We start from the raw sequence: 24,065 nt of genomic DNA on the forward strand, positions 1-24,065 counted from the left end.
AACCTCAGGACGCAAAACTATGTCAAAGCCGCAAATATCTGTTGTTTTAAGCACTTATAACCAGCCAGAGTGGTTGCAAAAAGTGCTTTGGGGCTATGCTCACCAGGAGTTTACAGATTTTGAAGTAATCATTGCAGATGACGGATCCACTAATGAGACTAAAGCGCTCATTGAAACCATGCGCGGGGAGCTTCCTTTTCAGATCACTCATGTTTGGCACGAGGATAAGGGCTTTCAAAAGACCATAATTTTAAACACGGCTATAAAGGCTGCCAGTGCAGATTATTTGTTGTTTTCTGATGGAGATTGTATTCCTCGTAGCGATTTTGTCGCTGTTCACGCTACCCATCGGGAATCAGGTTACTTTCTCTCCGGTGGCTATTTCAAGCTCCCCATGGAGATATCTAAAGCGATAACTCAGCAGGATATTCAGCAGCAACGCTGCTTTGATGTTACTTGGTTAAAAGGGCAGGGGCTTAAATCGTCTTTTAAGAACAACAAACTCACCACTAATACGGCTAAACAGAAATTCCTGAATTGGATCACTCCAACCGAGGCTACCTGGAACGGTCATAATTCTTCCGGTTGGTTGTCTGATATTCTAGCCGCCAATGGTTTTGACCAACGGATGCAATACGGAGGTGAGGATCGGGAATTGGGAGAGCGTTTGTTCAATGCAGGAATTAAGGCGAAACAGTTGCGCTACACAGCAATCTGTGTGCATTTGGATCATCCAAGAGGATACGTGAAACCGGAGATGTTGACCAAAAATGCTGCCATCCGTAAAACCACTAAGGATCAAAAGCTCACTAGAACCGCTTATGGTTTAGACGCCGAAAAGGCGTGATGCGCTGTAAAAGCTCGCAGTTTTTCAATCACAAAATTCGCTTCTAATTCTCGATATAATTGAGCGGCTTGTCGCTTGTATTTCTTCGGATGTTTTTTGTAGCGCTCCGAACGAATATCACTCAGGTGAATGGATTGGTTGTATCCACTGCTTTCGTAACTGTTCCAGGCCGATTTCAAGATCCAAGGCGAAAAGATCGAAAAGGTTGGGACATTCAAGGCCTTGCCCATATTCACTGCTCCGCCTTCATTACCAATTACCGCATGGGTGCAGGAAGCAAGTGCCAAGAACTCTCTCAGACTTTTTCCGTAGACTTCTGGACGCATTTGCGCTCGGGTCTCTGTTTTGCAAAGCCCCATAAGTTGCTCCAATTGGGCCTTTTGATTAGGTAGATAATTAAAAAGCAGCGTAGCTTCTGTGTTTAGCACCAAATCATCAAGCACTTGAGCCATATAATCTAAGGGATACGTTTTATCCGGACCACTACCAAAGGCGGCGATCATGAAAAGAAGCGGAGCGTCATCCAAGCCTGCTGCAGACAATTGTTGCTCGGCTAGATTCTTTTCGGTTTCACCAATATAGATCTTCGGTTTTGGGATTACCGGAATGTCTATTCCCAAGGTTTCTAGTAATAATGCCCTGTTTACCAGTGCTAGACCTTCATCTTTATCGGTTTGTTTGAGCGGTCTGACCGTTCTTTTATAAGCCGATTGGGTATACCATTTGTAATAGGAGACACTCTGTTGTGGTTTGAGTGCACGGGTCAATCGTGCGGAACGCAATTTGGCGTATACATCTACAACCAGATCGTAGTTTTCTGCTTTTAGCCCTTGGGTGAAAGAATTCTTATAACTACTGTCCTGATCTTTTTGAGCCTGGTAGCATTTAATGTTATCTACAAAAGGATTCCCTTGAATTACAGCTAGCGTATTGTCATTGATCAGGTAGTCTAATTGCGCTTCAGGGTAGTGCTCGCGCAACAACTCCAAGAGGATTGAAGACGTGAGCACGTCTCCGATCATCTTGTGTTGTATTACGAGTATTTTATTCAAATTACGGTCTTTAGACGGCTACGTCATAGGTGCGTAAAGCGTCATTTAAAGAAGTTTTCTTGTCGGTGCTCTCCTTGCGCTGCCCGATTATTAAGGCGCAGGAGACTTGGTATTCTCCGGCTGGAAAGGTTTTGGTATAACTTCCTGGGATCACTACGGATCGCGCTGGGATCACGCCTTTGTACTCTTTTGGAGTGTCTCCGGTTACATCAATGATCTTGGTCGAGGCCGTGACTACAACATTGGCGCCTAGAACAGCTTCACGTTCCACACGAACGCCTTCAACCACAATACTTCGAGATCCAATGAAGGCATTGTCTTCAATGATCACCGGAGCTGCCTGTAGTGGCTCTAAAACCCCACCAATACCTACACCACCGCTTAGGTGCACGTTCTTTCCGATCTGCGCACAACTACCAACTGTGGCCCAAGTATCTACCATGGTTCCGGCATCAACATAAGCACCAATATTCACATAGCTCGGCATCATGATCACACCGCTAGAGATATAGGCACCATGTCTGGCCACTGCATTAGGAACCACGCGAATTCCCTTTTCTTCATAACCTCTTTTCAGGGGCATTTTGTCGTGGTATTCAAAGATTCCCGCTTCAAGGGTTTCCATCTTTTGAATAGGGAAATAGAGCACCACCGCCTTTTTGACCCATTCATTGACTTGCCAGCCACCTTCCACAGGGGAGGCACAGCGCAGATCTCCAGCGTCCAAGTGATTGATCACCGCACGGATGGCGTTAATAGTTTCTGGGTCTTGCAAGCGGGATCGGTCTTCCCAAGCTTGTTCTATTAGCGGTCTTAATTGCTCCATGTTTCTTTTTTTGGTAAAGATACTAAGCTGCCTCGGAATACGCGTGTATTGTTTGCTACTATTGGCGAATCGCGTATTTTTGCAGCGCAGATGCCTAGAATTATAGCCATAGACTACGGAACCAAGCGAACGGGTTTGGCAGTGACTGATCCGCTCAGACTCATTGCTTCTGGATTGACCACGGTTTCAACATCGGAGTTAATGCCCTTTTTGAAGCAGTATTTCCAACAGGAGAGCGTTGATCTGTTGCTTTTGGGACAGCCTAAAAGACACGACGGTAGTTTTTCTGACGTAGAACAGGAGATAGCGGTATTTGCAGAAAAACTGGCTGAAGCCTTCCCAGATTTGGAAATCAAGCGCATGGACGAACGCTTTACCAGTAAAATGGCTTTTCAGGCAATGATCGATGGTGGCTTGTCTAAGAAACAAAGGCAAAACAAGTCCTTGATAGACCAAGTCAGTGCAACCATTATTTTACAAGAATATTTAGAATATCACTTATGATTTTACCTATAGTGGCTTTTGGCGATCCCGTTTTACGCAAAAAAGCGGTAGACATTAAAGAAGATCATCCAGATCTTGACGTACTGCTGGAGAATATGTTTGAAACTATGTATGGCGCGCACGGCATTGGCCTGGCTGCACCACAGGTGGGACGCTCCATTCGTTTATTTTTGGTGGATGCTACTCCTTTTGAGGACGATGAGGATCTACCAGAAGAAGAGCGCAAAATGCTCAGCACCTTTAAAAAGGTCTTTATCAATGCTCAGATCTTAAAAGAAGAAGGAGACGAGTGGGCCTTTAATGAAGGTTGTTTAAGTATTCCTGATATTCGAGAAGATGTGTTCCGTCAAGAAACCATTACCATCAAGTATTTGGATGAGAATTTCAAAGAACACACCGATACCTACAGCGGAATCGCCGCTCGGATCATTCAGCATGAGTACGATCACATTGAAGGGATCCTCTTTACCGACAAACTTTCTCCGCTTAAAAAACGTCTAATCAAAGGAAAGCTTAACAATATAAGCAAGGGTAAGGTGAACATCGATTACAAGATGCGATTCCCCAACCCTAAAAAGAAACGTTAAGTAACTTGACATTTCCAATCAAAGAGCTTTAATTTGCAGCCAAAAATTAGCTGATTCAGTATGAGTTTAGAAAAAATCATGGCCATTTCTGGCAAGCCAGGTCTTTATGAATTAAAGACGCAGACCCGCACCGGGTTTTTGGCACAATCTCTTGTAGACGGAAAGACCCTAAGTGTTAGCGGACGCCATAATGTGAGTCTGTTGTCTGAGATCGCGATCTATACCTTGAGCGAAGAAGTGCCGCTTGCAGAGGTCTTTGATAAGATCAGCACTAAGGAAAATGGCGGGCAGGCCATTAATCACAAGAGTTCTAAAGATGAATTAGAAGCCTACTTCTTTGAGGTGTTGCCAGACTATGATGAAGATCGTGTCTATCCAAGTGACATTAAAAAAGTAGTACAGTGGTACAATCTTTTACAAAAGAATGGGCACACTTCTTTCGCTGCAGAGGAGGAAGAATAGGTCAAATACTTTTTATACAATCTTACCATAGCCATCAATTTGATGGCTATTTTCATTTAATTAAATTTGTTTCTTCTCAACCAGAATTATGAACTCACGCCAAGATCAACTCCAAGCCTTAGACCGATTGTTAACCATTATGGATGAGCTGCGCGAGCAGTGTCCGTGGGATCGTAAGCAAACCTTAGAATCGCTGAGACATTTGACCATTGAAGAGACTTATGAGTTGGGCGATGCGATCTTGGATAATGATCTGGAGGGTATTCGCGGCGAGTTGGGAGATCTTTTACTCCATATCTTTTTCTATTCTAAGATCGGCAGTGAAAAAAAGGCCTTTGATATAGCAGATGTTGCTCACGGAATCTCAGAAAAACTTATTTCTCGACATCCGCATATTTACGGTGATGTCACCGTTGCAGATGAAGAAGAGGTGAAGCAAAACTGGGAGAAACTCAAACTTAAAGAAGGTAAGAAAAGCGTTTTAGAAGGCGTGCCCAAATCTTTGCCTGCCATGGTGAAGGCCAATCGAATTCAAGATAAGGTAGCTGGAGTGGGATTTGATTGGGAGGAACCTCATCAGGTTTTTGAAAAACTGCAAGAAGAATTGGCTGAGTTCCAGCATGAGGTTGACAAAGGTGATAAAGCCGCTATGGAGGCCGAATTTGGTGACGTACTCTTCTCCATGATCAACTATGCTCGTTTTTTAAAGATTGACCCAGAAAGCGCCTTGGAGCGCACCAATAAAAAGTTCAGTAAGCGTTTTCAGTTCTTAGAAAAAGCGGCTGCCGCTCAAAAACGCAGCCTGTCTGAAATGTCGCTGCAGGAAATGGATCAGATCTGGGAACAAGCTAAGAAAGACGCGTAAATACTGGCGTGCGATGATCTATAAAGCTAAGATCCAGGTCTAATTGCACTGCCAAGAATTCCAAACTCTTTGGGTGGTAGATAAAGACATGAGTCGGATCGTTCTTGTAATACCACTTTTCAAAATTCAGTTTTCCATCGTAGAGATCTGTTTTGCAGATCAATTGCCCCTTCGGTTTTAAAAGCGACTTAAGCTTTGCAAATTCCAAGTCAGGCTGATGGAAGTGTTCCATAACTTCACAACAAATGATGAAATCATAAGGTTTTTTAAGCGGTGAAGGATCTGGATGAAAGAATGGGTCGTAAAGTTTGACCGCGTAGCCTTGTTCTTCAAGCATGACCGCTGCGACCGGACCGGTTCCTGCACCATAATCCAAACCCGTCTGCTCCGTGGTGAAATTTTGTGTGATATGATTGACAAAGGGCGCTACAAAATTGCGGTAGCCTTTGTCATTGACATCGTTGTTGTGGGTAAGATAGCGCTCTTTTTCTTCTTGGGCCGATAGTATATTGGTTGCAGCTCTATAAAGGCCAAAGCATTGGTCACACTGCCAAAACTCATGCAGTCTGTCTTGATAGAAAAGTTGTTTGTCAGTGCTATGGCATAGCGGGCAGCTCAATACTAATTGAGGGCTTTAAGTTTGCTCAACTTAGCACGCCAGACCTCTAAGGTTTCTTTGTGACGTTCAATATTGTCTTGTACCTCTTTAAATAGCGGATTCGAAGCATCGCTATTTTGGAAAAAGCCCAGATTGTTCTCCAATTGGTTGATTTCCTGGACGACCTCGTCAATTTTCTTGCTCACGTAAATCCGCTCATTGGTGAGTTTACGCGGGTCGTTATTTGCTTTGAGCGATTCCAGTTTAGCCTCGTATTTGATCATCTCTGCCTCAACCTTATCCATATTTAGACTGCCAAAAGCTTGATCCAAAGCCTTCTGGAATTTCGATTCAATGTTCTTCTTGTTAAAGGGAACACGTCCAGCGCTCTTCCAGCTTTCGAGCAGTGACTTTAAGTTGTCTACATCAGCAGCGGCATCTTTTGAAGCTTTAAATCCTGTCAAGGTATCCAGCAAAGCCTTTTTCTTCTCAAAGGCTTCAACCTCTTCTTTGTTTGCAGCATTGCGTTGTGCATGTAGCCGATCGAAGTAATGATTACAAGCGGCCTTAAATTCACTCCAAATACGATCACTGTCCTTTCTGGGGACATGCCCAATTTGTTTCCATTCGGTCTGAATGCGCTTCATGATGGGCGTAGCCTCTTCAAAATCTTCCGCGTCTTTGTATTTTTCAGCGGTTGCAATCAGCTCCATTTTCTTTTCCAGGTTAGTATACTGCTGTTTCTTTTGATTCTTGTAAAAGTCGTTTTTACTTTTGTTGAAGTCCCGAGTACTCGCCTTAAATGCATCCCAGATCTCTTGGTTTTTAGAGCGGGGCACTTTTCCGATCTCAAAAAATAGATTGCGCAGATCTTGTACTTTTTTGATGGCCTGTTGCCAACCCTGATGCGTAGGTTTTACTTGGCTTGTGGTCTCTTTTATGCTGTTGATCACTTCTTGCTTTTGCAGGTAATTCGTCTCATAAGACTTCTCCATTTCCTGCTGAGCGTTCATGCGCTTGTCATGAATGACCTTGGTGGCAGCGCTGAATTTTTCCCAAACTTCGTCTCGATACTGCTTGGCTACAGGGCCCAGTTCTTCCTTCCAAACTTTATGCAACATTTGCAGTTCGCGGAAGGCTTTGGAAACGTCGACTTCTTGAGCCAATTCTTCGGCGCGGGTAATGATCTTTAATTTCTGATCTAAATTGTGTTTGAAATCCATATCGCGGAACTCGCGATTCAAATGCAGAAAATCATAGAAGTTCTCTACGTGGTGGTGGTAGGTATTCCAAACGGTATTGTATTTATCTCTTTGGATGGGACCGGCTTCACGCCAGCGCTCCTGAATGTCTTTAAAGTGCTTATAGGTAGAGTTGATGTTCTCATCTACGGCAAGTAAGCCTTTAAGTTCTTCAATGAGCTCTAATCTTTTGTCTAGATTGGCTTGAAGGTCTTTCTTAAGGTTCTTGTAGTGATTGTTGAGCTTTTCCTTATAATTGAACAGCAGGGTGCTGAAGGCCTTTTTTTCCGGAGTCGAATAATGAAAATCAACGATGTTTCCACCTTCTGCAACAAAGGCTTCCTTCTGTTTTTCAAAGGCTTCTTGAAACTGTGCATTGAAAGCCTGTTTCAAGGCATCTACCTTGGCTTTGATGTTAGAGACCTTCCCACTTTTTAGGAGTTCTTCAAAGGTGCTGACCATTTCTGAAGCGCTCAGATCGCTGTAATCAACCAAGTCTTCCTCAGCCGCATCATCTTCAGTTGCTTCTGATTCATCAGCGACTTGTTCTGAAGCTTCCGCTGCGAGATCTGAAGCTGTTTCTTCTGCGCTTGCAGGCGCCTTAGGTGCATTAACGGAATCTTCTTGACCAGGAGTCTCTGTGGGCTCATTGGCTGTCGATTCAGCTGCTGCTTTGGTTTCTTCTGCGGAATTTTCCGGCTGCTCTTTAGGGTCAGACATGTCTTTCAATGTTTGGGTTCGTAGAAAAATATACCGTTAAGATACTATTTACCCCCTGATTTTGCAAGGCATTTTTTTGGATTCAAAATGGGTCTATCGGCTTGATTTTTAGGAATTCCAGATTTCCCAAGCTTTTTCTGCTTGCCCGACGAGCATTTGATATCCATTGGTAGTTGTCGCTCCGAGTCGGGCTCCTTTTTTCATAAATGTGGTTACCTCAGGATTGTAAACCAGATCAAAAAGCAAGTGATTTTCAGTAATAAATTCATAAGGAATCTCTGGGCTGCGGTCTGTATTGGGATGTGTTCCCAATGGAGTGCAATTCACAATAAGCAAATGGTCTAAGATCACGTATCGGCTAACCTGCTCGTAGCTCAGCGCTGCATCTGAGGCTTCTCGTGAAACGAATTGAATTCTAAAGTCGAGATTGGCTAATGTATGCACGATTGCTGCTGCCGCACCTCCTGTACCTAGAATCAAGGCCGATCTGTCTTTCAGTGGCAAGAAGGGCTCTAAGGCCTTTTGAAACCCAAAATGATCAGTATTATAACCAATTTTGCGTCCGCTTTCGGTGATCTTTATGGTGTTTACTGCACCAATCGCTTCTGCAACAGGGTCTAATTCATCCAAATAGGGAATCACAGCCGTTTTAAAAGGGATGGTGACATTGAGGCCTTTAAAAGGCACGGGCTGTTTAATGAATTGCGCTAACTCCTCAGCAGATTGCAGATCCACGTTCTCATAGGTGTGATCGAGACCAAGGGCTTTGAATTTTTCTCCAAAGTGTGCGCGACTGAACGAATAGTCAATGTTCTTTCCTATTAAACCGAATTGAGCCATTAGCGCCTTTTGTAAGTGTCATACCATCCCAGAGAGAGAATCAGCAGTACACCCAAGGCAATGAAAACTGCGGCCCAAAGTGTTTCTGAACTCATCAATTCCGGAAAAAATCGTTCGTAGTTACTGATAATGGGGTCTCCGTTGGCATCCATGGCGATAGCGCCAGAGGCGTCGTATTCATAGATCTTGTGTTTCCAAGGCCACACCACGCCGAGAGAACCGGTAATAAAGCCAATAATCGCCGCATAGGTCGCGCCTCGAAATCTTTTGAGTACATAACCCAAAGCGTGAGAAAGGGTAACCAGTCCCGTAAGTGATCCTAGTGCAAATACCGTAAGCACTAGCAGAAGTCGAAGCCGTTTTGGGTCGTCTGTAAAGGAAAAATCCCAACTGATGATATTCGCAACCGTATCGTAGAGCGCATTGACCGCATCCACCAAAAGCAAAACATAATTCCCGAATAGAATCAGAATAAATGAACCGGAAAGCCCGGGCAGGGTCATGCCAGAAACACCCACAATTCCGCAGAAAAACACAAAGATCAAATTGTCATTTTCCTTGGCGGGCTCTAAAAAACTAATGCTAATCCCCAGCATTGCACCTACAATAAGCAGGCTTATGGTTTGCTTGTTCCACTTTTTGAAATCGCGACCAATGTAGTAGATGGATCCAATGATCATCCCAAAGAATCCGCTCCACACATAGAGTTCGTAATGCTGTAGCCAATAATCCAGTATTTTGGAAACGCTGAAATAACTGATCAACATACCCAAGATGAGCAGCCCTAAAAATTGTCCATTGATGTATTCGTAAAAACTGCGGAATCTGCCGTTGAACAGTAGGGCAAAGGCTTTACTGTTAATTTTCTGAAGCGAATAAATGAACTCTTCGTAAAAGCCAGCTACAAAGGCAACAACACCTCCCGATACTCCGGGAACTTTATTGGCCGCACCCATAGCCAGACCTTTGAGGACCAGCCAGAAGCCGTCTACAAAACTACGCCCCGTTGCCATCTGCTTTCGCGGATTTGCGTTTCGCTAACCATTCAAAGCCAAGGATAAGTGCACAACCAGCTACTGCAGCAATAATGGCTCCTGCCACCTGTGGATCTCCCGAGAAGTTACTTGGCGAAATGCTGTTCTCTAACAAAGGAACCTCAAGACCTTCACTGTTGATTCGTGTGGTCAAGATCTCCTTCCAAGGCCAAACTTTATTCAGAGCTCCCAGCATAAATCCGGTTAAGACCGCTAGGGTTATGGCCTTGTAATTGTTGAACATCCAATTCAAGATGCCTGAGAATGCTTTGAGTCCTGCTACTGCGCCAATGGCGAAGATGGTCAGTTTTAAAAAGGAATCCCACATGAGATCTGCTTCGCCTGTGAGTCCGTCGATAACTCCAGAGATCGCCCCAATAACAGGTTCATAAGCTCCAAGGAGTAATAAAATAAAGGCGCCGGAAAGGCCAGGTAAGATCATGGCTATGATCGCAATAAAACCAGCCAAGGCCATAAACCAAAGGCTGTCTTGAGCAGCAATGGGTTCTGCAATGGTGATGAAGTAGGAGATCACTGCTCCCGCAATTAAAGCAACGATCACCGGAAGTCTCCAAGTGTCAATTTGTTTACCCACATAGATGATGCTGGCCACGATCAATCCAAAAAAGAAAGACCAAACCAGTACGGGGTGCGTTTCTAAAAGATGGGTAATTATCTTGGCCAAGGAGAATATACTGGTCGCGATCCCTAAAAAGAGTACAGCTAGAAATCCTAAGTTGTAATGCGACCACATGGCTTTAAAGCCGTGATTTTTCCAATGTTTGAACAGTCCCAGATCCAACTTGTGTATGGTGCCGATCAAGGTCTCGTAAATGCCTGTTATGAAAGCAATGGTACCGCCGGAAACACCAGGTACTACATCAGCAGCGCCCATGGCGATGCCTTTCAAATAAGTCGATAAGTGGGAAATAAGCGCGTTAGAAGCCATAGACCCTTAGTGGAATTCTCCCAAAAATAACGATTCCTAACGAGAAGCGTTTTCGTATTGGCGAATAATTTTCTGTACGATTGCCTTTGCAAAAACAGTGGGGAATAATTCCTCAATGATGATGCTGTATTCAACATCCAAACGCAGGGCGTTATTCAAGTGGAATTGTCCTTTGTTCTCTTCCCCGGTCAAGTAGTACAGACCAGCCAAACGGAACTCGATCTCTACCGCGTCGGGATAGAATTCTGCGGCCTGATTCAGGTTGTTGATCGCGGCTTCATATTCGCCCAATTGAATCAAGATATCTGTACGAGAGGTCCAAGAGTCGATCTCGTAATTGCCTAACTCAATGGTTCTGCGGAAGCCGTGTTCTGCTTCTTCAAAGAGGTTAAGGTTCTTATTGATCACGGCATAGCGCTTCCAATACAAAACGTTCTCACTGTCTATATTCAGGGCTTTGTCAATGTAGTAAAGCGCTTTTTGATAATTCTTTTTGCGGTTGTAATAATCCGTAATGGCAATCCACCCTTTGTCTAAAAGGCCGTCTTCTTCTATACATTTGTGATAGAATTGCAGCGCGAGTTCATCATTGCGTAACTTTTCATGACATTTGCCAATGCGCAAGAGTGCAAAACTAGTTGGATCGTCTAATTCTAAAGTAATGGTATAGCTGGTGATCGCTTCATTATAGCGTCCCAGCTTTTCTAAAACCTTGCCCTTTTCTAAATAGGCCCCAATAAAAGTGTCATCACTAATGATCGCAAAATCATAGGCGGCCAAGGCCTTCTTGTATTCCTTGAGGGTGTAGTATTGCTTACCGACTTGATGCCAGCCAACCTCAGAATAAGGGTTGGTGTTCAAGAAATCGTTCAAATAGTCAATGGCTTCTCGATGCTGCTCTAAATAATCAAAACAATAGATCACATTGTAGAGAGCCGAATAGTCTTGATTGTCTATTTCTAAACAGCGCATGAAATTGATCTTGGCCTTTTCAAAATTCTCCAAGAACAGATACTCCATCCCTATAAGCGAAAGTACATCCGCAGCATCATTGGTGATCTTTAAAGCTTTCCCTAAAAGGGCAATAGCTTGCTCGTGCTTGTCGCGTCTGGACAATACATTGGCCTTCTGGATCAGGATCTCCTCATTGGAAGATTCCAGACTGTAAAGCTCGTCGAGCAATGTGTCTGCTAGATCCAGCTTGTTTTCGAATATGTAGATCTCCACCTTATACAACTTCAGGTTCGTAGCCGTAGGATGCTGTTCCAAACCGAGTTTGGTAGCCTTCTTAGCTAGAGCCATCTTACCGTTGTCCAAATAATGCTGAATGATATCCTCGAACTCTTCTGCGTCAAAGAAGAGCACATTGTTGGTTTTCAGCATGGATTCGAAACGGGTAAGTGAGAAGTTAGTAGAGTCCTTATCGCCAAATTGCATAAGCGGGGTGTTAAGTTTCTTCCATATTAAAGTTAACCATGTAAATGGGAGTTCAATTCTCGTGCCGATTATGTTGTCAACAAAGTAATTAACAGAAATTTAAGGCTAATAGCCGCTGATTATCAGTCAGTTATAAATTTTTATTCGGAGTCGATTTTATTGAGGATATCCAGGATGACCTGACAACCTTTCCGAATTTCGTCTTTATTGATGGTCAGTGGTGGGGTTATTCTTACCGCTCGGGGCTCAAAAAGCAGCCAAAAAAGGATCAATCCAGCTTCCTTGGCTTCTAAGACTAAGCGATTGGTGATGTCGGCATTTTCAAGGATCAGTGCCAGCATAAGCCCTTTACCACGGATTTCTTTGATCTGCGGATGTTTAAGTAGGCTTCTAAAGAGCTGCTCTTTTTCCAAAGTCTCTGGCATAAGCTCAGATTCTTGAATCTCATGGAGAGTCGCTAAAGAAGCGGCCGCAATTACCGGATTGCCGCCAAAAGTTGTGATATGGCCCAGCTTGGGGTTGTCTTGCAATTGTTTCATATGAGCGGCACTGGCTGTAAAGGCACCAACAGGGAGGCCGCCACCCATGCCTTTTCCCATCACCACTACATCGGGTACAATATCGTAATGCATAAAACCAAAGAGCTTGCCGGTGCGTCCAAAACCCGGTTGGATCTCATCCAGTATTAAGAAGGCTCCAACTTCCTTACAGCGCTCAGAAAGCGCTTTGAGGTATCCATCCTCAGGAAGAATAAAACCAGCTCCTCCTTGAATGGTCTCCACAACTACAGCGGCGGTTTTATGAGTAATGCGTGGTAAATGCTCAAAGCTGTTGAAGTCAATAAAGCGACAATCGGGAATCAAGGGTCTAAAAGCAGATTTGCGCTCCTCAAAGCCCATCAGACTTAAAGAACCCATAGTGCTGCCGTGATAAGCGTGATTCGCGCCAATAAGCTCACTGCGACCGGTAACGCGTCTGGCGAGTTTGATAGCTCCTTCAATGGCTTCTGTACCAGAATTTGTAAAATAGGTTGTGTCCAAAGGATCTGGCAGGGCTTGAGCCAATTCTTTAGCTAAAGTAACAACAGGTGCTTGCACATATTCCCCATAAACCATAACGTGGAGATATTTGTCCGTTTGCTCCTTTATGGCTGCCACAACCCTTGGGTGCTTATGCCCAAGGCTACAAGCAGAGACACCTGCTACAAAATCTAAGTGTGCATTACCTGCGGTATCATAAATATAAGAGCCCTCCGCATGAGCTACTTCCATAGCCAAGGGATCTGGAGTGGTTTGCGCCTGATGTTTATAAAAATCGTCGAGCATTTAGTTTTCTCCGTCGTCGTTATCGTCTGGATCGTTGTCCTTTTTACCGGTCTTTCCCGGGAAGTATTTCTCCTTCTCTTGAGCAGCTTTGTCCTGCAGCGTGTCGCGAACTTGCGCCTTAGGGCCTTCTGGGTCGTTCAGCAGGTCCTTGGGTTTTAAGTTGGAGTATTCCGGTATCTCGAGATCTTCTTCTGGAACGTCCTCAAAGAACTCGCCTTCGTCATCAGGAAGCGGGATACCGCGAATCTTTGGCAGTTTCGGCGGTGGTTTGCCTATGAAGAGATCTTCCACAGATGTTAAGCGCTCATCGCCTCGCCAATTAAAACCGGGCAGAAGTTTCTTTTCTTCTGGATACATATCGACGGGGAAAAATTTACCCGTCCCGCGATTGATGAACCGAATTCCAATTATGTCTTGATTCTCCAAGGTGATCTGTATGCTACTTCCAATGGTATTGTCAATCCCTTCGAGTTTGTTGGTGTCTGTGTTGCGGGCATAGTAGACCACTTCTGCATTTTGATCTACGTTTACGGTATCTAATTCGTTCTCTGTGAAGAGCCCGGTGAGTCTAACTCCGGAGACTTGATTGTAACCGGCACTGTCTTTCTGAATTAGAAAAGCATTTTCAAAGACCTTCAGCGTGTCCAACTGCTCTGTAACCGTATTGGAAAGTAGGTGAATGGTGTCACCCGTCATTTGGTTTTCACCGCTCCAGAGCACTGGATTGGTGATCATTTTAGTAAGTCCAATGCGCTCGGAGGTGTAGATGGAATCACACTTTCCGCTCATATCGCTTTTGTATAGTCTGGCCCGGTGGAATCCTTTTAAAATTCGATTGTCTTCTGGTCCGGTAACCCTTAGGGTGTCTGCGTGAACGTAGATGGAATCGCCATCACGGACTGTAATTGCCACCGCTCTTTTGGTAATAAAAAGCGAGTCTTTTTGACGGAAGACCTCTGCATAATGCCCTTTGATCACGGAATTATTGACCGTGTCTAAGATCTTGATGTTGTTGGTGGCGCTGGCAAAACTCGTATTGCGATTGAAGTAGATACTGTCTCCGTATAGCGTTCGCGTTTCGTAGTCAATCTTGGAATTCTTTACAAAGTAACCGGTATCACCTCGGGTGTCATAATAACCGCGCTCGCAGTAAACCGTACTGGTCTCAGAGACAATAGTGGAGGGGCCATAGAGATAAGCGCCTCCTGTTTCTGAATAGAAATCCAATTGATTGGAATTCACCGTGTATTCTGGGTTGACGATCTTAACGTCGGAGAGGAACTGGTACTTTTTGTTGTTGGCAAAATACCTACCCACGTTACTGGTTAGTGTGCTGGCAGTGTCAATTACCGTTCCACCACTTCTGTAAAAAGCCTGCTGTTTGATGCGATCAAAATAGAGTGTATCTGTTCGGAGTGTCGTTTTTGGCTCTTTAAGGACTACATCACCTGTAGCAAAGGCAAATTGCGTGTTTCCGTTGTATTCTGCGTACTTGGAATTCATCACTACCGTGTCTCCTTGTGAGATACGAACCTTCCCATAGGCCTTGACAAAGTTCTCTTTGATGTACACAAAAGCTTGGTCACACCACATTTCAACGCCCTCGTGAACAATGAATACTTGTCCGCTGTTGTCTTTGGTGTAAATAACAGCATCGGGGAAGTCCTCCCGCTTCTCCAAATAGCCAGATTTAATATCTACTTTGGAGGGTTTGGGATCGGTCTGAGCCTGTCCAGGAAGAACAAAACAAACCAACAATAATGGCAATAGCGCTTTTATGATATTCGCACGAAGCATGCTCAAAAGTACATAAATGCCGCTATGGGAACTGTGAAAAAAGATATAATTTCCTATCGGTGAATGGTCTGGGTTCTATCCGGTCCTACAGAAACGATCTTGATAGGTACGTTGAGTTCTCCTTCCAAGTAAGCAATGTAGTCGTTAAGCGCCTCTGGCAGCTCATCGGCTTTAGTCATTTCAGTTATATCCTGCGACCAACCTTTCATTTCTGTGTAGATAGGTTCTACATTCTCCGGTTCAATATTGTACGGCAGGTGGGTAATAGTTTCTCCCTTGTACTTATAAGCAGTTGCAACCATCAGTTTATCAAATCCACTGAGTACATCGCCTTTCATCATCATGAGTTGCGTCACTCCATTAACTTGAACGGCGTATTTTAAAGCTACAAGGTCTAACCATCCACAACGTCTTGGACGACCTGTTGTCGCTCCAAATTCACGCCCAACGCGTCCCATGGTCTCACCGTAATCGTCGAATAGTTCAGTAGGGAATGGACCACTTCCAACACGGGTGGTATAAGCTTTAAAGATTCCAAATACCTCTCCGATCTGAGTTGGTGCCACACCAAGTCCTGTACAAGCTCCAGCGGCCGTAGTGTTTGATGAGGTTACGTAAGGATAAGTTCCGAAGTCAATATCCAACAGCGAACCTTGAGCACCTTCTGCTAAGATCTTTTTCCCAGCTTGTTGAGCTTGGTAAAGGTATTCTTCACTGTCAATGAAGGTCAATTCTTTAAGTACTTTTACCGCCTCGAAGAACTCAGCTTCCAATTCTTTTAGATCGTATTCGATCTCCGCTTTGTAATAATCAATCATGGCTTCATGCTTATCGGCCAAGGCACGATAGCGTTTCTTCCAATCTTTCATTTCGATATCACCTACGCGAATACCGTTTCTCCCGGTCTTATCCATATAGGTTGGACCTATTCCTTTTAAGGTCGATCCGATCTTGGCTTTTCCTTTTGAAGCTTCACTGGCTGCGTCCAACAAGCGGTGTGTCGGTAAAATAAGGTGCGCCTTGCGTGAAATAAGCAGTCTGGATTTGATGTCGATGTTGAACTGTTGTAGGTTATCCAACTCGCGCTTAAAGATCACAGGGTCAATTACAACTCCGTTCCCTACAACGTTCACGGCGTTTTCATGAAAGATTCCGCTAGGAATGGTGTGTAAAACGTGTTTAATGCCATCAAATTCTAAGGTGTGACCAGCGTTCGGCCCTCCTTGGAAGCGTGCAATTATGTCGTAATTCTGGGTAAGTACATCAACGATTTTTCCTTTTCCTTCATCTCCCCATTGGAGTCCTAGAAGCAAATCTACTGCCATATAAGCTTATTTAGTCGGTTGTTTTTCGGTTGCCGTAAAAGTAGAGTGAATGTTTGGTGATCTCAATGTCGAAGATCTCTTCGATGGTTTTTTTGATCGATTGGATGCGGGGATCGCAGAATTCAATAACCTCGCCGTCCTCAAGGATCACGTGATCGTGTTGTCTGTCAAAATAAGACTTTTCGTAATGTGCCTGATTTTGCCCAAACTGATGTTTACGCACCAAGCCGCACTCCAACAGCAATTCAATAGTGTTGTACAAAGTGGCACGGCTAACGCGGTATTTTTTGTTCTTCATTTTGATATAGAGCGATTCGATGTCGAAGTGCTCGTCACTATCATAGATCTCTTGAAGAATAGCGAAGCGTTCTGGAGTTTTTCGGTGCCCTTTTTCTTCCAGGTAACCGGTAAAAACATTCTTTACTATCGCTTGATTGCTATTGGCCGTTTTCCCACTCATATTAAAGGGCAAAGTTACGTTTTTTTACAGTCTTAAGACTTTATCAATTCCGTTAATTTTCTTGATGTTATTAACTAAATTATTAAGTATGGTCTTGTTCTTGACTACTACCGTGATCAAGCCCGTGAATATGCCGTCATTACTGCTAAAATTGATGGATCGCATATTGATGTGCATATTGTTAGAGATCACCTTGGTCACCTCGTTGACCAGCCCAATATTATCAATTCCGGTGATCTCCAGATCCACGCTGAATTCTTGTTGACTGGAATCGATCCATTTGGCCGGTAAGATGCGGTAGCTGTAGTTACTCTGCATCTGAATGGCGTTCGGACAATTCTTTTTGTGAACCTTGATTCCATCATTAACCGTGGTAAAACCAAACACCGGATCACCGGGAATTGGGTTGCAACAGTTGGCCATGGTAAAGTCCAGCTTTTGCTCGTCCTTCCCAAAGACCAGCTGATCGTAATTGACAGATATCTCATCCTTGTTGATGTTCTCCTTTTCCTGTGGCTTGCGAATGCGATTCTTAAAGAAGCTGATCAAGGCATTGTTACGCGAGGCCGCAAAATCCTTGAGCATTTTGTTGTCAATGATTCCTGAGCCTACGCGATAGAACAGGTCCAAACTGGTCTGTAGTTTGAAAAACACCACCAACTGATTGACCGTCTTTTCGTCTAAAGCGATCTTTAGCGATTTGAGCTTTCTGGCCAGTACCACTTTTCCTTCTGCCGCAATTTCTTTGACCTCTTCTTTTAATGACGATTTGATCTTAGAACGCGCACGCCCTGTAGTCACATAATCCAACCAACTCGCAGAGGGCTTGGCTTTGTCTGAGGTCAAGATCTCCACTTGATCCCCGCTTTTGAGTTCGTGACTCAGCGGAACCAGTTTCCCGTTGACCTTAGTTCCTCGGGTTCGCATACCTACTTCCGTGTGAATGGAGAAGGCAAAATCCAAAGGAGTTGCCCCTTTTGGCAAGGATTTTAGATCTCCTTGTGGTGTAAAGACAAAGATCTCTTTGGCGTAGAGGTTCAGTTTAAAATCGGCAACAAAATCTACCGCATTGATCTCTGAATTCTCTAAAGTATCTTGAAGCTTGTTTAGCCAAGCGTCCAAGCCTTGGTCTTCTTGTTCTTTGTTCTTGTATTTGTAATGAGCGGCATAACCTTTCTCCGCGATCTCATTCATGCGTTCGGAACGTATTTGCACCTCTACCCAGCGTCCTTTAGGGCCCATTACCGTTATGTGCAAGGCTTCATACCCTGTGGATTTGGGAGACGAGATCCAATCGCGCAATCGCGTTGGGTTTGGCCTAAAGTGATCCGTCACTATGGAATAGATCTTCCAGGCAATGAATTTTTCATTCTCGGCATCCGAACGGTAAATGATACGCACGGCAAACTTGTCATAAACCTCGTCAAAGGTGACGTTTTGCTTGAGCATTTTTCTGCGGATGGAAAAGATGGACTTAGGTCGTCCTTTGATGGTGTAATTGAGTTTCTCCTCGTCCAAAGAGGTTTGAATCACTTTGGAAAATTCGCTGATATAAGCGTTCTGTCCTTCCTTGCTGTCCTCAATTTTATCGTAAATGTCTTGATAGACTTCGGGCTCGGTATATTTTAGTCCGAGGTCTTCCAGTTCTGTTTTGATGTTGTAAAGCCCAATCCGATGCGCAAGCGGCGCATAGATATAAAGCGTTTCCGAAGCGATCTTGACCTGTTTGTGCGCAGGCATGCTTTCCATGGTCTGCATATTGTGCAAACGGTCTGCGATCTTGATGATGATCACCCGCACGTCCTCGTTCAGGGTGAGTAGCATCTTGCGGAAGTTTTCCGCTTGCAGAGAAACGTCTTTCTCGCTCTTTAGGTTGGAGATCTTGGTGAGTCCGTCCACAATGCGCGCTACGGTCTCTCCAAACATTTGCTCCAGATCACCCAGGGTGTAGTCGGTGTCTTCAACTACATCGTGGAGTAGGGCAGCGGCAATAGAAGTCGCGTCCAAGCCAATCTCAGAAGCTACAATCTTAGCCACAGCGATCGGGTGGAAAATATAAGCCTCACCAGATTTTCTGCGCTGGTCTTTGTGCGCATCTACGGCAATGTCAAAGGCGTCGCGGATCAGTTTTTTATCTTCCTTACTCAAGGTCTGATAACTGATACGCAAAAGCTCCTTGTATTGCTTGGCGATCTGCTTGTTTTCTTCTTCTATAAACTGCTCAGTCATTACTTAAAAGTACAATTTAGTACTACAATACACAACAATTTCCATGCCCATCGGCATCAACTGTAAGCTTGTCAGTATTTATGGCGGTTTTATTGCGGATTCAACATTGCATTAATCCGTTGATCCAGTGGAGGATGCGAGTAATGTACAAAGACGTAGGCCGGGTGCGGACTGAGGTTACTCAGGTTCTTTTTAGCCAACTTTTTTAAGCCATTGACCAAGGGCAAAGCTTTAAAAGTTTTCACGGCATAAGCATCCGCCTGAAACTCAAATACTCGAGAGAGATAATTCATTAATAGTCCCGTGATCTCAGACAGCGGAGAATACAAAATACCAAAGGCAATTAGGCCTAAATGAAAGGAGGGTTGTCCTACGCCTAAGGCCTCAGAAAGCAAAGGGTTATCAATCAGCAGTGAGAAAATAAAAAGGGTCAAGCCTGTTGTGACGATCCCTAAAACTAAATTGATGGGAATGTGGTTGCATTTATAATGACCAATTTCATGAGCCAAAACCGCAACTACCTCGTCTTCTTCTAAATCGTCAATGAGTGTATCGTAAAGAGTGACCTGTTTTTGGCGTCCAAAGCCAGAAAAATAAGCATTGGCTCGGGTACTGCGCTTGGAGCCGTCTATGACCATTATTTTAGAAAGTGTAAAGCCAACCGTTTGCGCATAGGCTTCCAATCGGTCCTTTAAAGGCCCTTCTTCCAGAGGGGTTTGCTTGTTAAAAAGCGGCACAATGAGACGGGTATAGAAGAAGTTCATCAGTACAGAAAAACCAGTAATTACCGCCCAAGCGTACCACCAGAAATTAGCTCCGGTTTGCTGGTAGATCCAAATCAGAAGCGCTAAAAGTCCGCCACCAATCAAAGCGCCAATGAACGCTCCTTTGATCTTGTCTAGTACAAAGGTCTTAAGTGTTGTTTTATTGAAACCAAAGCGCTCTTCGATTACAAAGGTTCGGTAATAGGAGAAAGGTAGCGATAGTATACTGCTCGCTGTTAAGATGATTCCAAAGAAGAGCAAGGCTACTACGATCTCATGATCACTCCAAGATCGCGCAAGAGCATCAACCCAAGCAAAACCGTCCACTAAAAAGAAGATCAGAGTTGCCGCAAAGGAAACTCCGCCACTTAATAAACCAAAACGGTAGGTAACTCTTTTGTACTCTTGAGATTTTTGATACTCTTCGGGGTCATATAGATCTGCTAAGGCAGACGGAGGTTTATTACCGAATCGCTTAGCGTTGAGATAGCCCAAAAGCAAGTCGAACAGATAGTTGACCACTAACAATCCTATGATGAGTAAAAATAGGGTCTGCGGATTCATTAGCTTTTAAAATTGCGTTGACGTTTGGCCTCAAAAATTAGGATTCCTGCGGCCACAGAAACATTCATAGAGTCAATGCTTCCTTGCATGGGGATCTTAATTCGAGCATCGGCTTGCTCCAACCAAAGATTGCTCAAACCATCGGCCTCTGTGCCTACTACCAAAGCAGTCGGCTCTTGATAATTCTGTTCGTGATAAGCTTGCGCTCCTTCTAAGCAGGCGGCATATGAACGGATATCGTTTTCCTTTAAAAAAGCAAGAACCTCTTGGGTAGTACCTGTCGCTACTTGATTGGAGAACAAACAACCCACGCTTGACCTTATGATGTTTGGGTTGTAAAGGTCTGTCCTGGGATTGGCAATGATCACAGCGTCTAAATTGGCTGCGTCTGCTGTTCTTAACAAAGCCCCGATGTTTCCAGGTTTTTCAGGGGCCTCGGCTACAAGCACAAGCGGAGCTTGGCTTGAGAGGCTTAGTGCCTCTAAATCGTGAGATTTGGCCGACGCCACCGCCAAGACCCCTTCTGTGGAATCTCTAAGTGCCAATTTGGCGTATACTTCACGATTGATATGAATGATCTCTGCTTCTGCTGTAGCGTTCCAACTTTCCAATGTGGATTCGTCAAGCAAATCAGGACAGAGGAGCAATTGTTTTAATTCATAGTTGTGTTTTAGCGCAATGCCGATCTCGCGTTGGCCTTCTATGAAAAAGCTTCCGCTTTGACGTCGCGTTCGCGATTTATCGCGCAACGGTACCAAAGATTTGATAAAAGAGTTCTGTGAACTTGTAATGAATTTGATCATCTGCAGACTAAAGCACAAATTTAATATCTTGTAAAGATAAACCAACCCTATGAAACCATTACTACTCGGTCTAGCTGCTTTAACACTAGTGGCTTGCAACAATTCAACACAAACCAAAGACAAAGAGCAATCAGAAACTCTTGAACAACAAGTGGTAGCGGAAGCCGCACCAAGAATTTTTCCAAAAAGTATTGGACCCGTTTTTGAGGCGCACGGCGGAGTCGCTCAATGGGACAAAATGAACAATTTGTGTTTTGAGATCGAAAAGCCGAGTGGGGTAGAGAAGCATTCCACAGATCTAAAAAGCAGAAGAGCGCGTATTGAGCACAAGGACTGGGTGATCGGTTTTGACGGAACAGACGTTTGGTTGGATCAAGATACCACCGCCTACAAAGGCAATGCTCGATTTTATCACAACCTGTATTTCTATTTCTATGCTATGCCGTTTATCGTGGCAGATCCTGGAGTCAATTATCAACAATTGGCGGAGCCATTAGAATTTGAGGGTAAGAGATATCCAGGGACGTTAATTTCCTACAACGATGGGGTGGGCGACTCTCCCAAAGACGAATACATCATTTATCGCGATCCAGAAACAGGACAAATGGCCTGGTTAGCTTATACTGTAACCTATCGGGATAATGAAAAGAAAGACAATTTCTCCTTCATTAAATACTCCGAATGGCAAGAGGTCAACGGTTTAGTTTTACCTAAGACTTTGACGTGGTACACGGTAGAAGACGGTCAGCCCAAAACACCTAGAAACGATGTGAGTTTTACCAAGGTCAATGTCACTGAAACCCAATTGGACGACTCCCTTTTTGCAAAACCAGAAGGAGCCACAGTAGTACCGCGCTAAATTTTTACGCAACCTTTTTGCAAGTTGCAGTCTATTAAGAAAGCAGCTTGTTATGAGGATACTCTATTACCTCTCCATTTTCTTTCTATTTACAGCCTTTCTCTGTGAATCAGATGACACCTTGGTTTCTGATGAATCTATTGCCTTTCCAGAGGCAGCTTCAGGAGAGCTAGCCATAGAGATAGAAGGCTCTGTGCGCATTATTTCTGGTCCCTTTTTAGTCGGAAGATATAAGGCCGACGAATGTTTTGATGAAGAGGTTTCTTTCAGTCGCGTGTTATTAGCAGGATTGTTGGATAATCCAGATGGATCTCGCGTTTCTGTATGGTTGAGACAGTACAATGCAGATGTCGGCCTGTTTGAAAATACCTTAGATGAAACTACATATGCCTGTGAAAGTTCTCCTGGCATAAATTCTCAAATTCGATTGAGTCTGAGTTATTACGAACCGGATGCTACATCAGCAACTGAGAGCTACCGCAGTGATCCTGATATTGGTGGTTTAGGTAACTTGGAAGTGACCGAGTTTTTGGTTCCTGAGTGCTGCTACAGTCCTATGGATCCAGATCCTGGTGACGATCTTGACGGTTATGTCAGCGGAAATTTCAACTTTACTTTGATACGCGTGACTCCCGATGATCCAGATGCAGATCCTTTAGAAATTCGAGGGGCATTCAATCGTGTACCCCTGAAGTACTTTTACGATATACCCTATTACTTCTAAACTTCAAGCCTATGAAAATCTTACTACGACTTTGCGGTATATTTTTATTATTCACAGCGTTTTTATGTGAATCTGATGAATCCTTGGAATTTGAAGAGACCAGTATCTTTCCAGAGGCCGCTCCGGGTGAAATAGCTATTCAAATAGATGATGCCATCATTGTTTTTCCCGCAGTTAATGTATTGGGTGAAGTTGGCGTTCAATGTGGAGATCCTGCGCTACTGAAAACTTTTGGTGTCCTGACAAATCCAGATTTTTCTAATGTAGTTTTTCAAGTGCTTTTAGTAGATCCAAAAGTTGAAATGTTTGATCAAGTAGAAAATTTTTGGGAATGGTGTGAGTCCACAACAACAGACCGAGATTTTGGTTTGCGAGTTCGAATGTGGTACAACAGTCCTGATGGGAGCACCAATGAATTTTATCATGCAGATCCTTCTCTAGGCGGTAGTGGTTATTTAGATGTGACCCTTATGGATTTTCCAGATTGCAGTTTGTTTCCGGACATTCCTCTAGGGCAGTTTACCGCTACTTTTGAGGTGACTATGCATCGTGCTATTCCTGATGAAGGCCCAGGTGTTATGCCGTTAAATGTTCGTGGTAGTTTTAATATGATTCCTGTTGGGTGCAGTTTTGGAACTTCTCCTTATCTTTAAAAACGGCCTATGAAGATTTTTTACTCCATATTTTCATTACTGATACTAATTAGTTGCAGCTCTGAAAGTACAGACCCAGTATTTGAACCTTTGGCCTTTCCAGAGGCTGCAGCCGGGGAAGCTGCGATCACTTTTGAAGGTGAGGATTATATTTTAGACGTTGAACAAGAAGGCACCATCACCACCTGTGCTCCAGATATCTGGCAGATCGGGTATGTTCCATTTGTAGAATTGCCCGATGGCCGCAGACTCAGTTTTCTGTTCCGTATTTCGAATCCTGAGGTCGAAACTGTTCTTTGGGAAGACTTTTCCAATGATATTGAAACCTGTTCCAGAACTCGTTTGGGTGTTTTTGTTTATGAAGAAGATGGCTCTTTTGTCGTTTACAGCAGTCTGAGTGATTGGGGCGGTTTTGGTACGCTGAATATCACAGAATTTGAATTCACTCTAGAGACGGGGGCAGACAATTATTTCAGTGCAGAGATTACTTTTACCGGTGGAGGCTTAGCAGATGGAGAATCTACTGGGGAGTTCATTGAGGTGCTGATGCATTTGAATCGTATTCCATTGACCTTAACCTGTTCAAGTCCTTTTTGCTAA

24 protein-coding genes are annotated in these 24,065 nt (G+C 44.0%); 9 read left to right on the forward strand and 15 right to left on the reverse strand.

What is annotated here, in order from left to right:
- Nucleotides 1-19 precede the first annotated feature (19 nt).
- Nucleotides 20-847: a glycosyltransferase family 2 protein gene (locus tag POW22_RS12675; protein WP_272833088.1), complete on the forward strand. Its 828-nt coding sequence runs from the start codon at nucleotides 20-22 to the stop codon at nucleotides 845-847.
- Here POW22_RS12675 and POW22_RS12680 read toward each other — a convergent pair.
- The gene (locus POW22_RS12680; protein ID WP_272833090.1) at nucleotides 820-1,899 is read right to left on the reverse strand and encodes a glycosyltransferase family 9 protein; all 1,080 of its coding nucleotides are present in this window, start codon (nucleotides 1,897-1,899) and stop codon (nucleotides 820-822) included. The genes POW22_RS12675 and POW22_RS12680 overlap by 28 nt on opposite strands.
- 10 nt (nucleotides 1,900-1,909) lie before the next feature.
- Nucleotides 1,910-2,725: a 2,3,4,5-tetrahydropyridine-2,6-dicarboxylate N-succinyltransferase gene (locus POW22_RS12685; protein ID WP_272833091.1), complete on the reverse strand. Its 816-nt coding sequence runs from the start codon at nucleotides 2,723-2,725 to the stop codon at nucleotides 1,910-1,912.
- A 90-nt stretch (nucleotides 2,726-2,815) separates the two neighbouring features.
- Between POW22_RS12685 and ruvX the strand changes: the two genes are divergently transcribed.
- The 4 genes from ruvX to mazG all read left to right on the forward strand — a co-directional run bounded on the left by ruvX (nucleotide 2,816) and on the right by mazG (nucleotide 5,143).
- Nucleotides 2,816-3,229 carry a Holliday junction resolvase RuvX gene (gene ruvX / locus POW22_RS12690; RefSeq protein ID WP_272833092.1) on the forward strand — a complete coding sequence of 138 codons (414 nt, stop codon included), beginning with the start codon at nucleotides 2,816-2,818 and terminating at the stop codon, nucleotides 3,227-3,229.
- On the forward strand, nucleotides 3,226-3,816 hold the full coding sequence (def, locus tag POW22_RS12695) for a peptide deformylase (protein ID WP_272833094.1): 591 nt from the start codon (nucleotides 3,226-3,228) through the stop codon (nucleotides 3,814-3,816). The genes ruvX and def overlap by 4 nt, the downstream gene beginning before the upstream one ends.
- Before the next feature lie 60 nt (nucleotides 3,817-3,876).
- Nucleotides 3,877-4,278 (forward strand): DUF5606 family protein, encoded by a 402-nt coding sequence (locus POW22_RS12700; RefSeq protein ID WP_272833095.1) that lies wholly within the window; start codon nucleotides 3,877-3,879, stop codon nucleotides 4,276-4,278.
- An 88-nt stretch (nucleotides 4,279-4,366) separates the two neighbouring features.
- A complete protein-coding gene (mazG, locus tag POW22_RS12705) occupies nucleotides 4,367-5,143 on the forward strand; it encodes a nucleoside triphosphate pyrophosphohydrolase (RefSeq protein WP_272833096.1) in 777 nt (258 codons plus the stop codon).
- Here the strand turns inward: mazG and POW22_RS12710 are convergent.
- From POW22_RS12710 to POW22_RS12770, 13 genes are all read right to left on the reverse strand, one after another.
- The gene (locus POW22_RS12710; RefSeq protein ID WP_272833098.1) at nucleotides 5,127-5,762 is read right to left on the reverse strand and encodes a class I SAM-dependent methyltransferase; all 636 of its coding nucleotides are present in this window, start codon (nucleotides 5,760-5,762) and stop codon (nucleotides 5,127-5,129) included. The two genes, mazG and POW22_RS12710, sit on opposite strands and share 17 nt — an antisense overlap.
- Before the next feature lie 2 nt (nucleotides 5,763-5,764).
- On the reverse strand, nucleotides 5,765-7,702 hold the full coding sequence (locus POW22_RS12715) for a DUF349 domain-containing protein (protein WP_272833099.1): 1,938 nt from the start codon (nucleotides 7,700-7,702) through the stop codon (nucleotides 5,765-5,767).
- A gap of 108 nt (nucleotides 7,703-7,810) precedes the next feature.
- The gene (locus tag POW22_RS12720) at nucleotides 7,811-8,542 is read right to left on the reverse strand and encodes a shikimate dehydrogenase family protein (RefSeq protein ID WP_272833100.1); all 732 of its coding nucleotides are present in this window, start codon (nucleotides 8,540-8,542) and stop codon (nucleotides 7,811-7,813) included.
- Complete coding sequence (locus POW22_RS12725; RefSeq protein WP_272833102.1) at nucleotides 8,542-9,555, reverse strand: DUF368 domain-containing protein; 1,014 nt, start codon at nucleotides 9,553-9,555, stop codon at nucleotides 8,542-8,544. Before POW22_RS12725 ends, POW22_RS12720 begins: the two co-directional genes overlap by 1 nt.
- A complete protein-coding gene (locus tag POW22_RS12730) occupies nucleotides 9,539-10,525 on the reverse strand; it encodes a DUF368 domain-containing protein (RefSeq protein ID WP_272833103.1) in 987 nt (328 codons plus the stop codon). The genes POW22_RS12725 and POW22_RS12730 overlap by 17 nt, the downstream gene beginning before the upstream one ends.
- A gap of 36 nt (nucleotides 10,526-10,561) precedes the next feature.
- Nucleotides 10,562-11,962 carry a tetratricopeptide repeat protein gene (locus POW22_RS12735; protein WP_272833104.1) on the reverse strand — a complete coding sequence of 467 codons (1,401 nt, stop codon included), beginning with the start codon at nucleotides 11,960-11,962 and terminating at the stop codon, nucleotides 10,562-10,564.
- Between the two features lie 140 nt (nucleotides 11,963-12,102).
- Nucleotides 12,103-13,287 (reverse strand): aspartate aminotransferase family protein, encoded by a 1,185-nt coding sequence (locus POW22_RS12740; protein ID WP_272833105.1) that lies wholly within the window; start codon nucleotides 13,285-13,287, stop codon nucleotides 12,103-12,105.
- Nucleotides 13,288-15,084, reverse strand: coding sequence for an OstA-like protein (locus tag POW22_RS12745; RefSeq protein ID WP_272833107.1), 1,797 nt, complete (start codon nucleotides 15,082-15,084; stop codon nucleotides 13,288-13,290).
- A 53-nt stretch (nucleotides 15,085-15,137) separates the two neighbouring features.
- A complete protein-coding gene (locus POW22_RS12750) occupies nucleotides 15,138-16,409 on the reverse strand; it encodes an adenylosuccinate synthase (RefSeq protein ID WP_272833109.1) in 1,272 nt (423 codons plus the stop codon).
- A 10-nt stretch (nucleotides 16,410-16,419) separates the two neighbouring features.
- Nucleotides 16,420-16,869, reverse strand: coding sequence for a Fur family transcriptional regulator (locus tag POW22_RS12755; RefSeq protein WP_272833111.1), 450 nt, complete (start codon nucleotides 16,867-16,869; stop codon nucleotides 16,420-16,422).
- 24 nt (nucleotides 16,870-16,893) lie between these two features.
- A complete protein-coding gene (locus tag POW22_RS12760) occupies nucleotides 16,894-19,098 on the reverse strand; it encodes a RelA/SpoT family protein (protein WP_272833113.1) in 2,205 nt (734 codons plus the stop codon).
- An 89-nt stretch (nucleotides 19,099-19,187) separates the two neighbouring features.
- Nucleotides 19,188-20,426: a M48 family metallopeptidase gene (locus POW22_RS12765; RefSeq protein ID WP_272833114.1), complete on the reverse strand. Its 1,239-nt coding sequence runs from the start codon at nucleotides 20,424-20,426 to the stop codon at nucleotides 19,188-19,190.
- On the reverse strand, nucleotides 20,426-21,226 hold the full coding sequence (locus POW22_RS12770) for a TrmH family RNA methyltransferase (RefSeq protein WP_272833422.1): 801 nt from the start codon (nucleotides 21,224-21,226) through the stop codon (nucleotides 20,426-20,428). The genes POW22_RS12765 and POW22_RS12770 overlap by 1 nt, the downstream gene beginning before the upstream one ends.
- Nucleotides 21,227-21,278: 52 nt before the next feature.
- On the opposite strand from POW22_RS12770, the gene POW22_RS12775 reads away from it, so the two are divergent.
- From POW22_RS12775 to POW22_RS12790, 4 genes are read left to right on the forward strand one after another with little or no spacing between them, the layout of a single operon-like run.
- The gene (locus POW22_RS12775; RefSeq protein WP_272833115.1) at nucleotides 21,279-22,088 is read left to right on the forward strand and encodes a DUF6503 family protein; all 810 of its coding nucleotides are present in this window, start codon (nucleotides 21,279-21,281) and stop codon (nucleotides 22,086-22,088) included.
- A 52-nt stretch (nucleotides 22,089-22,140) separates the two neighbouring features.
- Nucleotides 22,141-22,812, forward strand: a complete 672-nt coding sequence (locus tag POW22_RS12780) for a hypothetical protein (RefSeq protein WP_272833116.1) — start codon at nucleotides 22,141-22,143, stop codon at nucleotides 22,810-22,812.
- A gap of 11 nt (nucleotides 22,813-22,823) precedes the next feature.
- Complete coding sequence (locus POW22_RS12785; protein ID WP_272833118.1) at nucleotides 22,824-23,465, forward strand: hypothetical protein; 642 nt, start codon at nucleotides 22,824-22,826, stop codon at nucleotides 23,463-23,465.
- A gap of 9 nt (nucleotides 23,466-23,474) precedes the next feature.
- Nucleotides 23,475-24,065 carry a hypothetical protein gene (locus tag POW22_RS12790; RefSeq protein WP_272833120.1) on the forward strand — a complete coding sequence of 197 codons (591 nt, stop codon included), beginning with the start codon at nucleotides 23,475-23,477 and terminating at the stop codon, nucleotides 24,063-24,065.

It is taken from the genome of Gilvibacter sediminis (assembly GCF_028561565.1).
Classification (GTDB): Bacteria; Bacteroidota; Bacteroidia; order Flavobacteriales; family Flavobacteriaceae; genus Gilvibacter; species Gilvibacter sediminis.

Excerpts from the sequence above, each read along its gene's own strand:
- POW22_RS12675 (WP_272833088.1), top strand. The coding sequence starts at position 20 with ATGTCAAAGCCGCAAATATCTGTTGTTTTAAGCACTTATAACCAGCCA.
- POW22_RS12685 (WP_272833091.1), bottom strand. The coding sequence starts at position 2,725 with ATGGAGCAATTAAGACCGCTAATAGAACAAGCTTGGGAAGACCGATCC.
- ruvX (WP_272833092.1), top strand. The coding sequence starts at position 2,816 with ATGCCTAGAATTATAGCCATAGACTACGGAACCAAGCGAACGGGTTTG.
- def (WP_272833094.1), top strand. The coding sequence starts at position 3,226 with ATGATTTTACCTATAGTGGCTTTTGGCGATCCCGTTTTACGCAAAAAA.
- POW22_RS12700 (WP_272833095.1), top strand. The coding sequence starts at position 3,877 with ATGAGTTTAGAAAAAATCATGGCCATTTCTGGCAAGCCAGGTCTTTAT.
- mazG (WP_272833096.1), top strand. The coding sequence starts at position 4,367 with ATGAACTCACGCCAAGATCAACTCCAAGCCTTAGACCGATTGTTAACC.
- POW22_RS12715 (WP_272833099.1), bottom strand. The coding sequence starts at position 7,702 with ATGTCTGACCCTAAAGAGCAGCCGGAAAATTCCGCAGAAGAAACCAAA.
- POW22_RS12720 (WP_272833100.1), bottom strand. The coding sequence starts at position 8,542 with ATGGCTCAATTCGGTTTAATAGGAAAGAACATTGACTATTCGTTCAGT.
- POW22_RS12725 (WP_272833102.1), bottom strand. The coding sequence starts at position 9,555 with ATGGCAACGGGGCGTAGTTTTGTAGACGGCTTCTGGCTGGTCCTCAAA.
- POW22_RS12730 (WP_272833103.1), bottom strand. The coding sequence starts at position 10,525 with ATGGCTTCTAACGCGCTTATTTCCCACTTATCGACTTATTTGAAAGGC.
- POW22_RS12735 (WP_272833104.1), bottom strand. The coding sequence starts at position 11,962 with ATGCAATTTGGCGATAAGGACTCTACTAACTTCTCACTTACCCGTTTC.
- POW22_RS12740 (WP_272833105.1), bottom strand. The coding sequence starts at position 13,287 with ATGCTCGACGATTTTTATAAACATCAGGCGCAAACCACTCCAGATCCC.
- POW22_RS12745 (WP_272833107.1), bottom strand. The coding sequence starts at position 15,084 with ATGCTTCGTGCGAATATCATAAAAGCGCTATTGCCATTATTGTTGGTT.
- POW22_RS12750 (WP_272833109.1), bottom strand. The coding sequence starts at position 16,409 with ATGGCAGTAGATTTGCTTCTAGGACTCCAATGGGGAGATGAAGGAAAA.
- POW22_RS12755 (WP_272833111.1), bottom strand. The coding sequence starts at position 16,869 with ATGAGTGGGAAAACGGCCAATAGCAATCAAGCGATAGTAAAGAATGTT.
- POW22_RS12760 (WP_272833113.1), bottom strand. The coding sequence starts at position 19,098 with ATGACTGAGCAGTTTATAGAAGAAGAAAACAAGCAGATCGCCAAGCAA.
- POW22_RS12765 (WP_272833114.1), bottom strand. The coding sequence starts at position 20,426 with ATGAATCCGCAGACCCTATTTTTACTCATCATAGGATTGTTAGTGGTC.
- POW22_RS12775 (WP_272833115.1), top strand. The coding sequence starts at position 21,279 with ATGAAACCATTACTACTCGGTCTAGCTGCTTTAACACTAGTGGCTTGC.
- POW22_RS12780 (WP_272833116.1), top strand. The coding sequence starts at position 22,141 with ATGAGGATACTCTATTACCTCTCCATTTTCTTTCTATTTACAGCCTTT.
- POW22_RS12785 (WP_272833118.1), top strand. The coding sequence starts at position 22,824 with ATGAAAATCTTACTACGACTTTGCGGTATATTTTTATTATTCACAGCG.
- POW22_RS12790 (WP_272833120.1), top strand. The coding sequence starts at position 23,475 with ATGAAGATTTTTTACTCCATATTTTCATTACTGATACTAATTAGTTGC.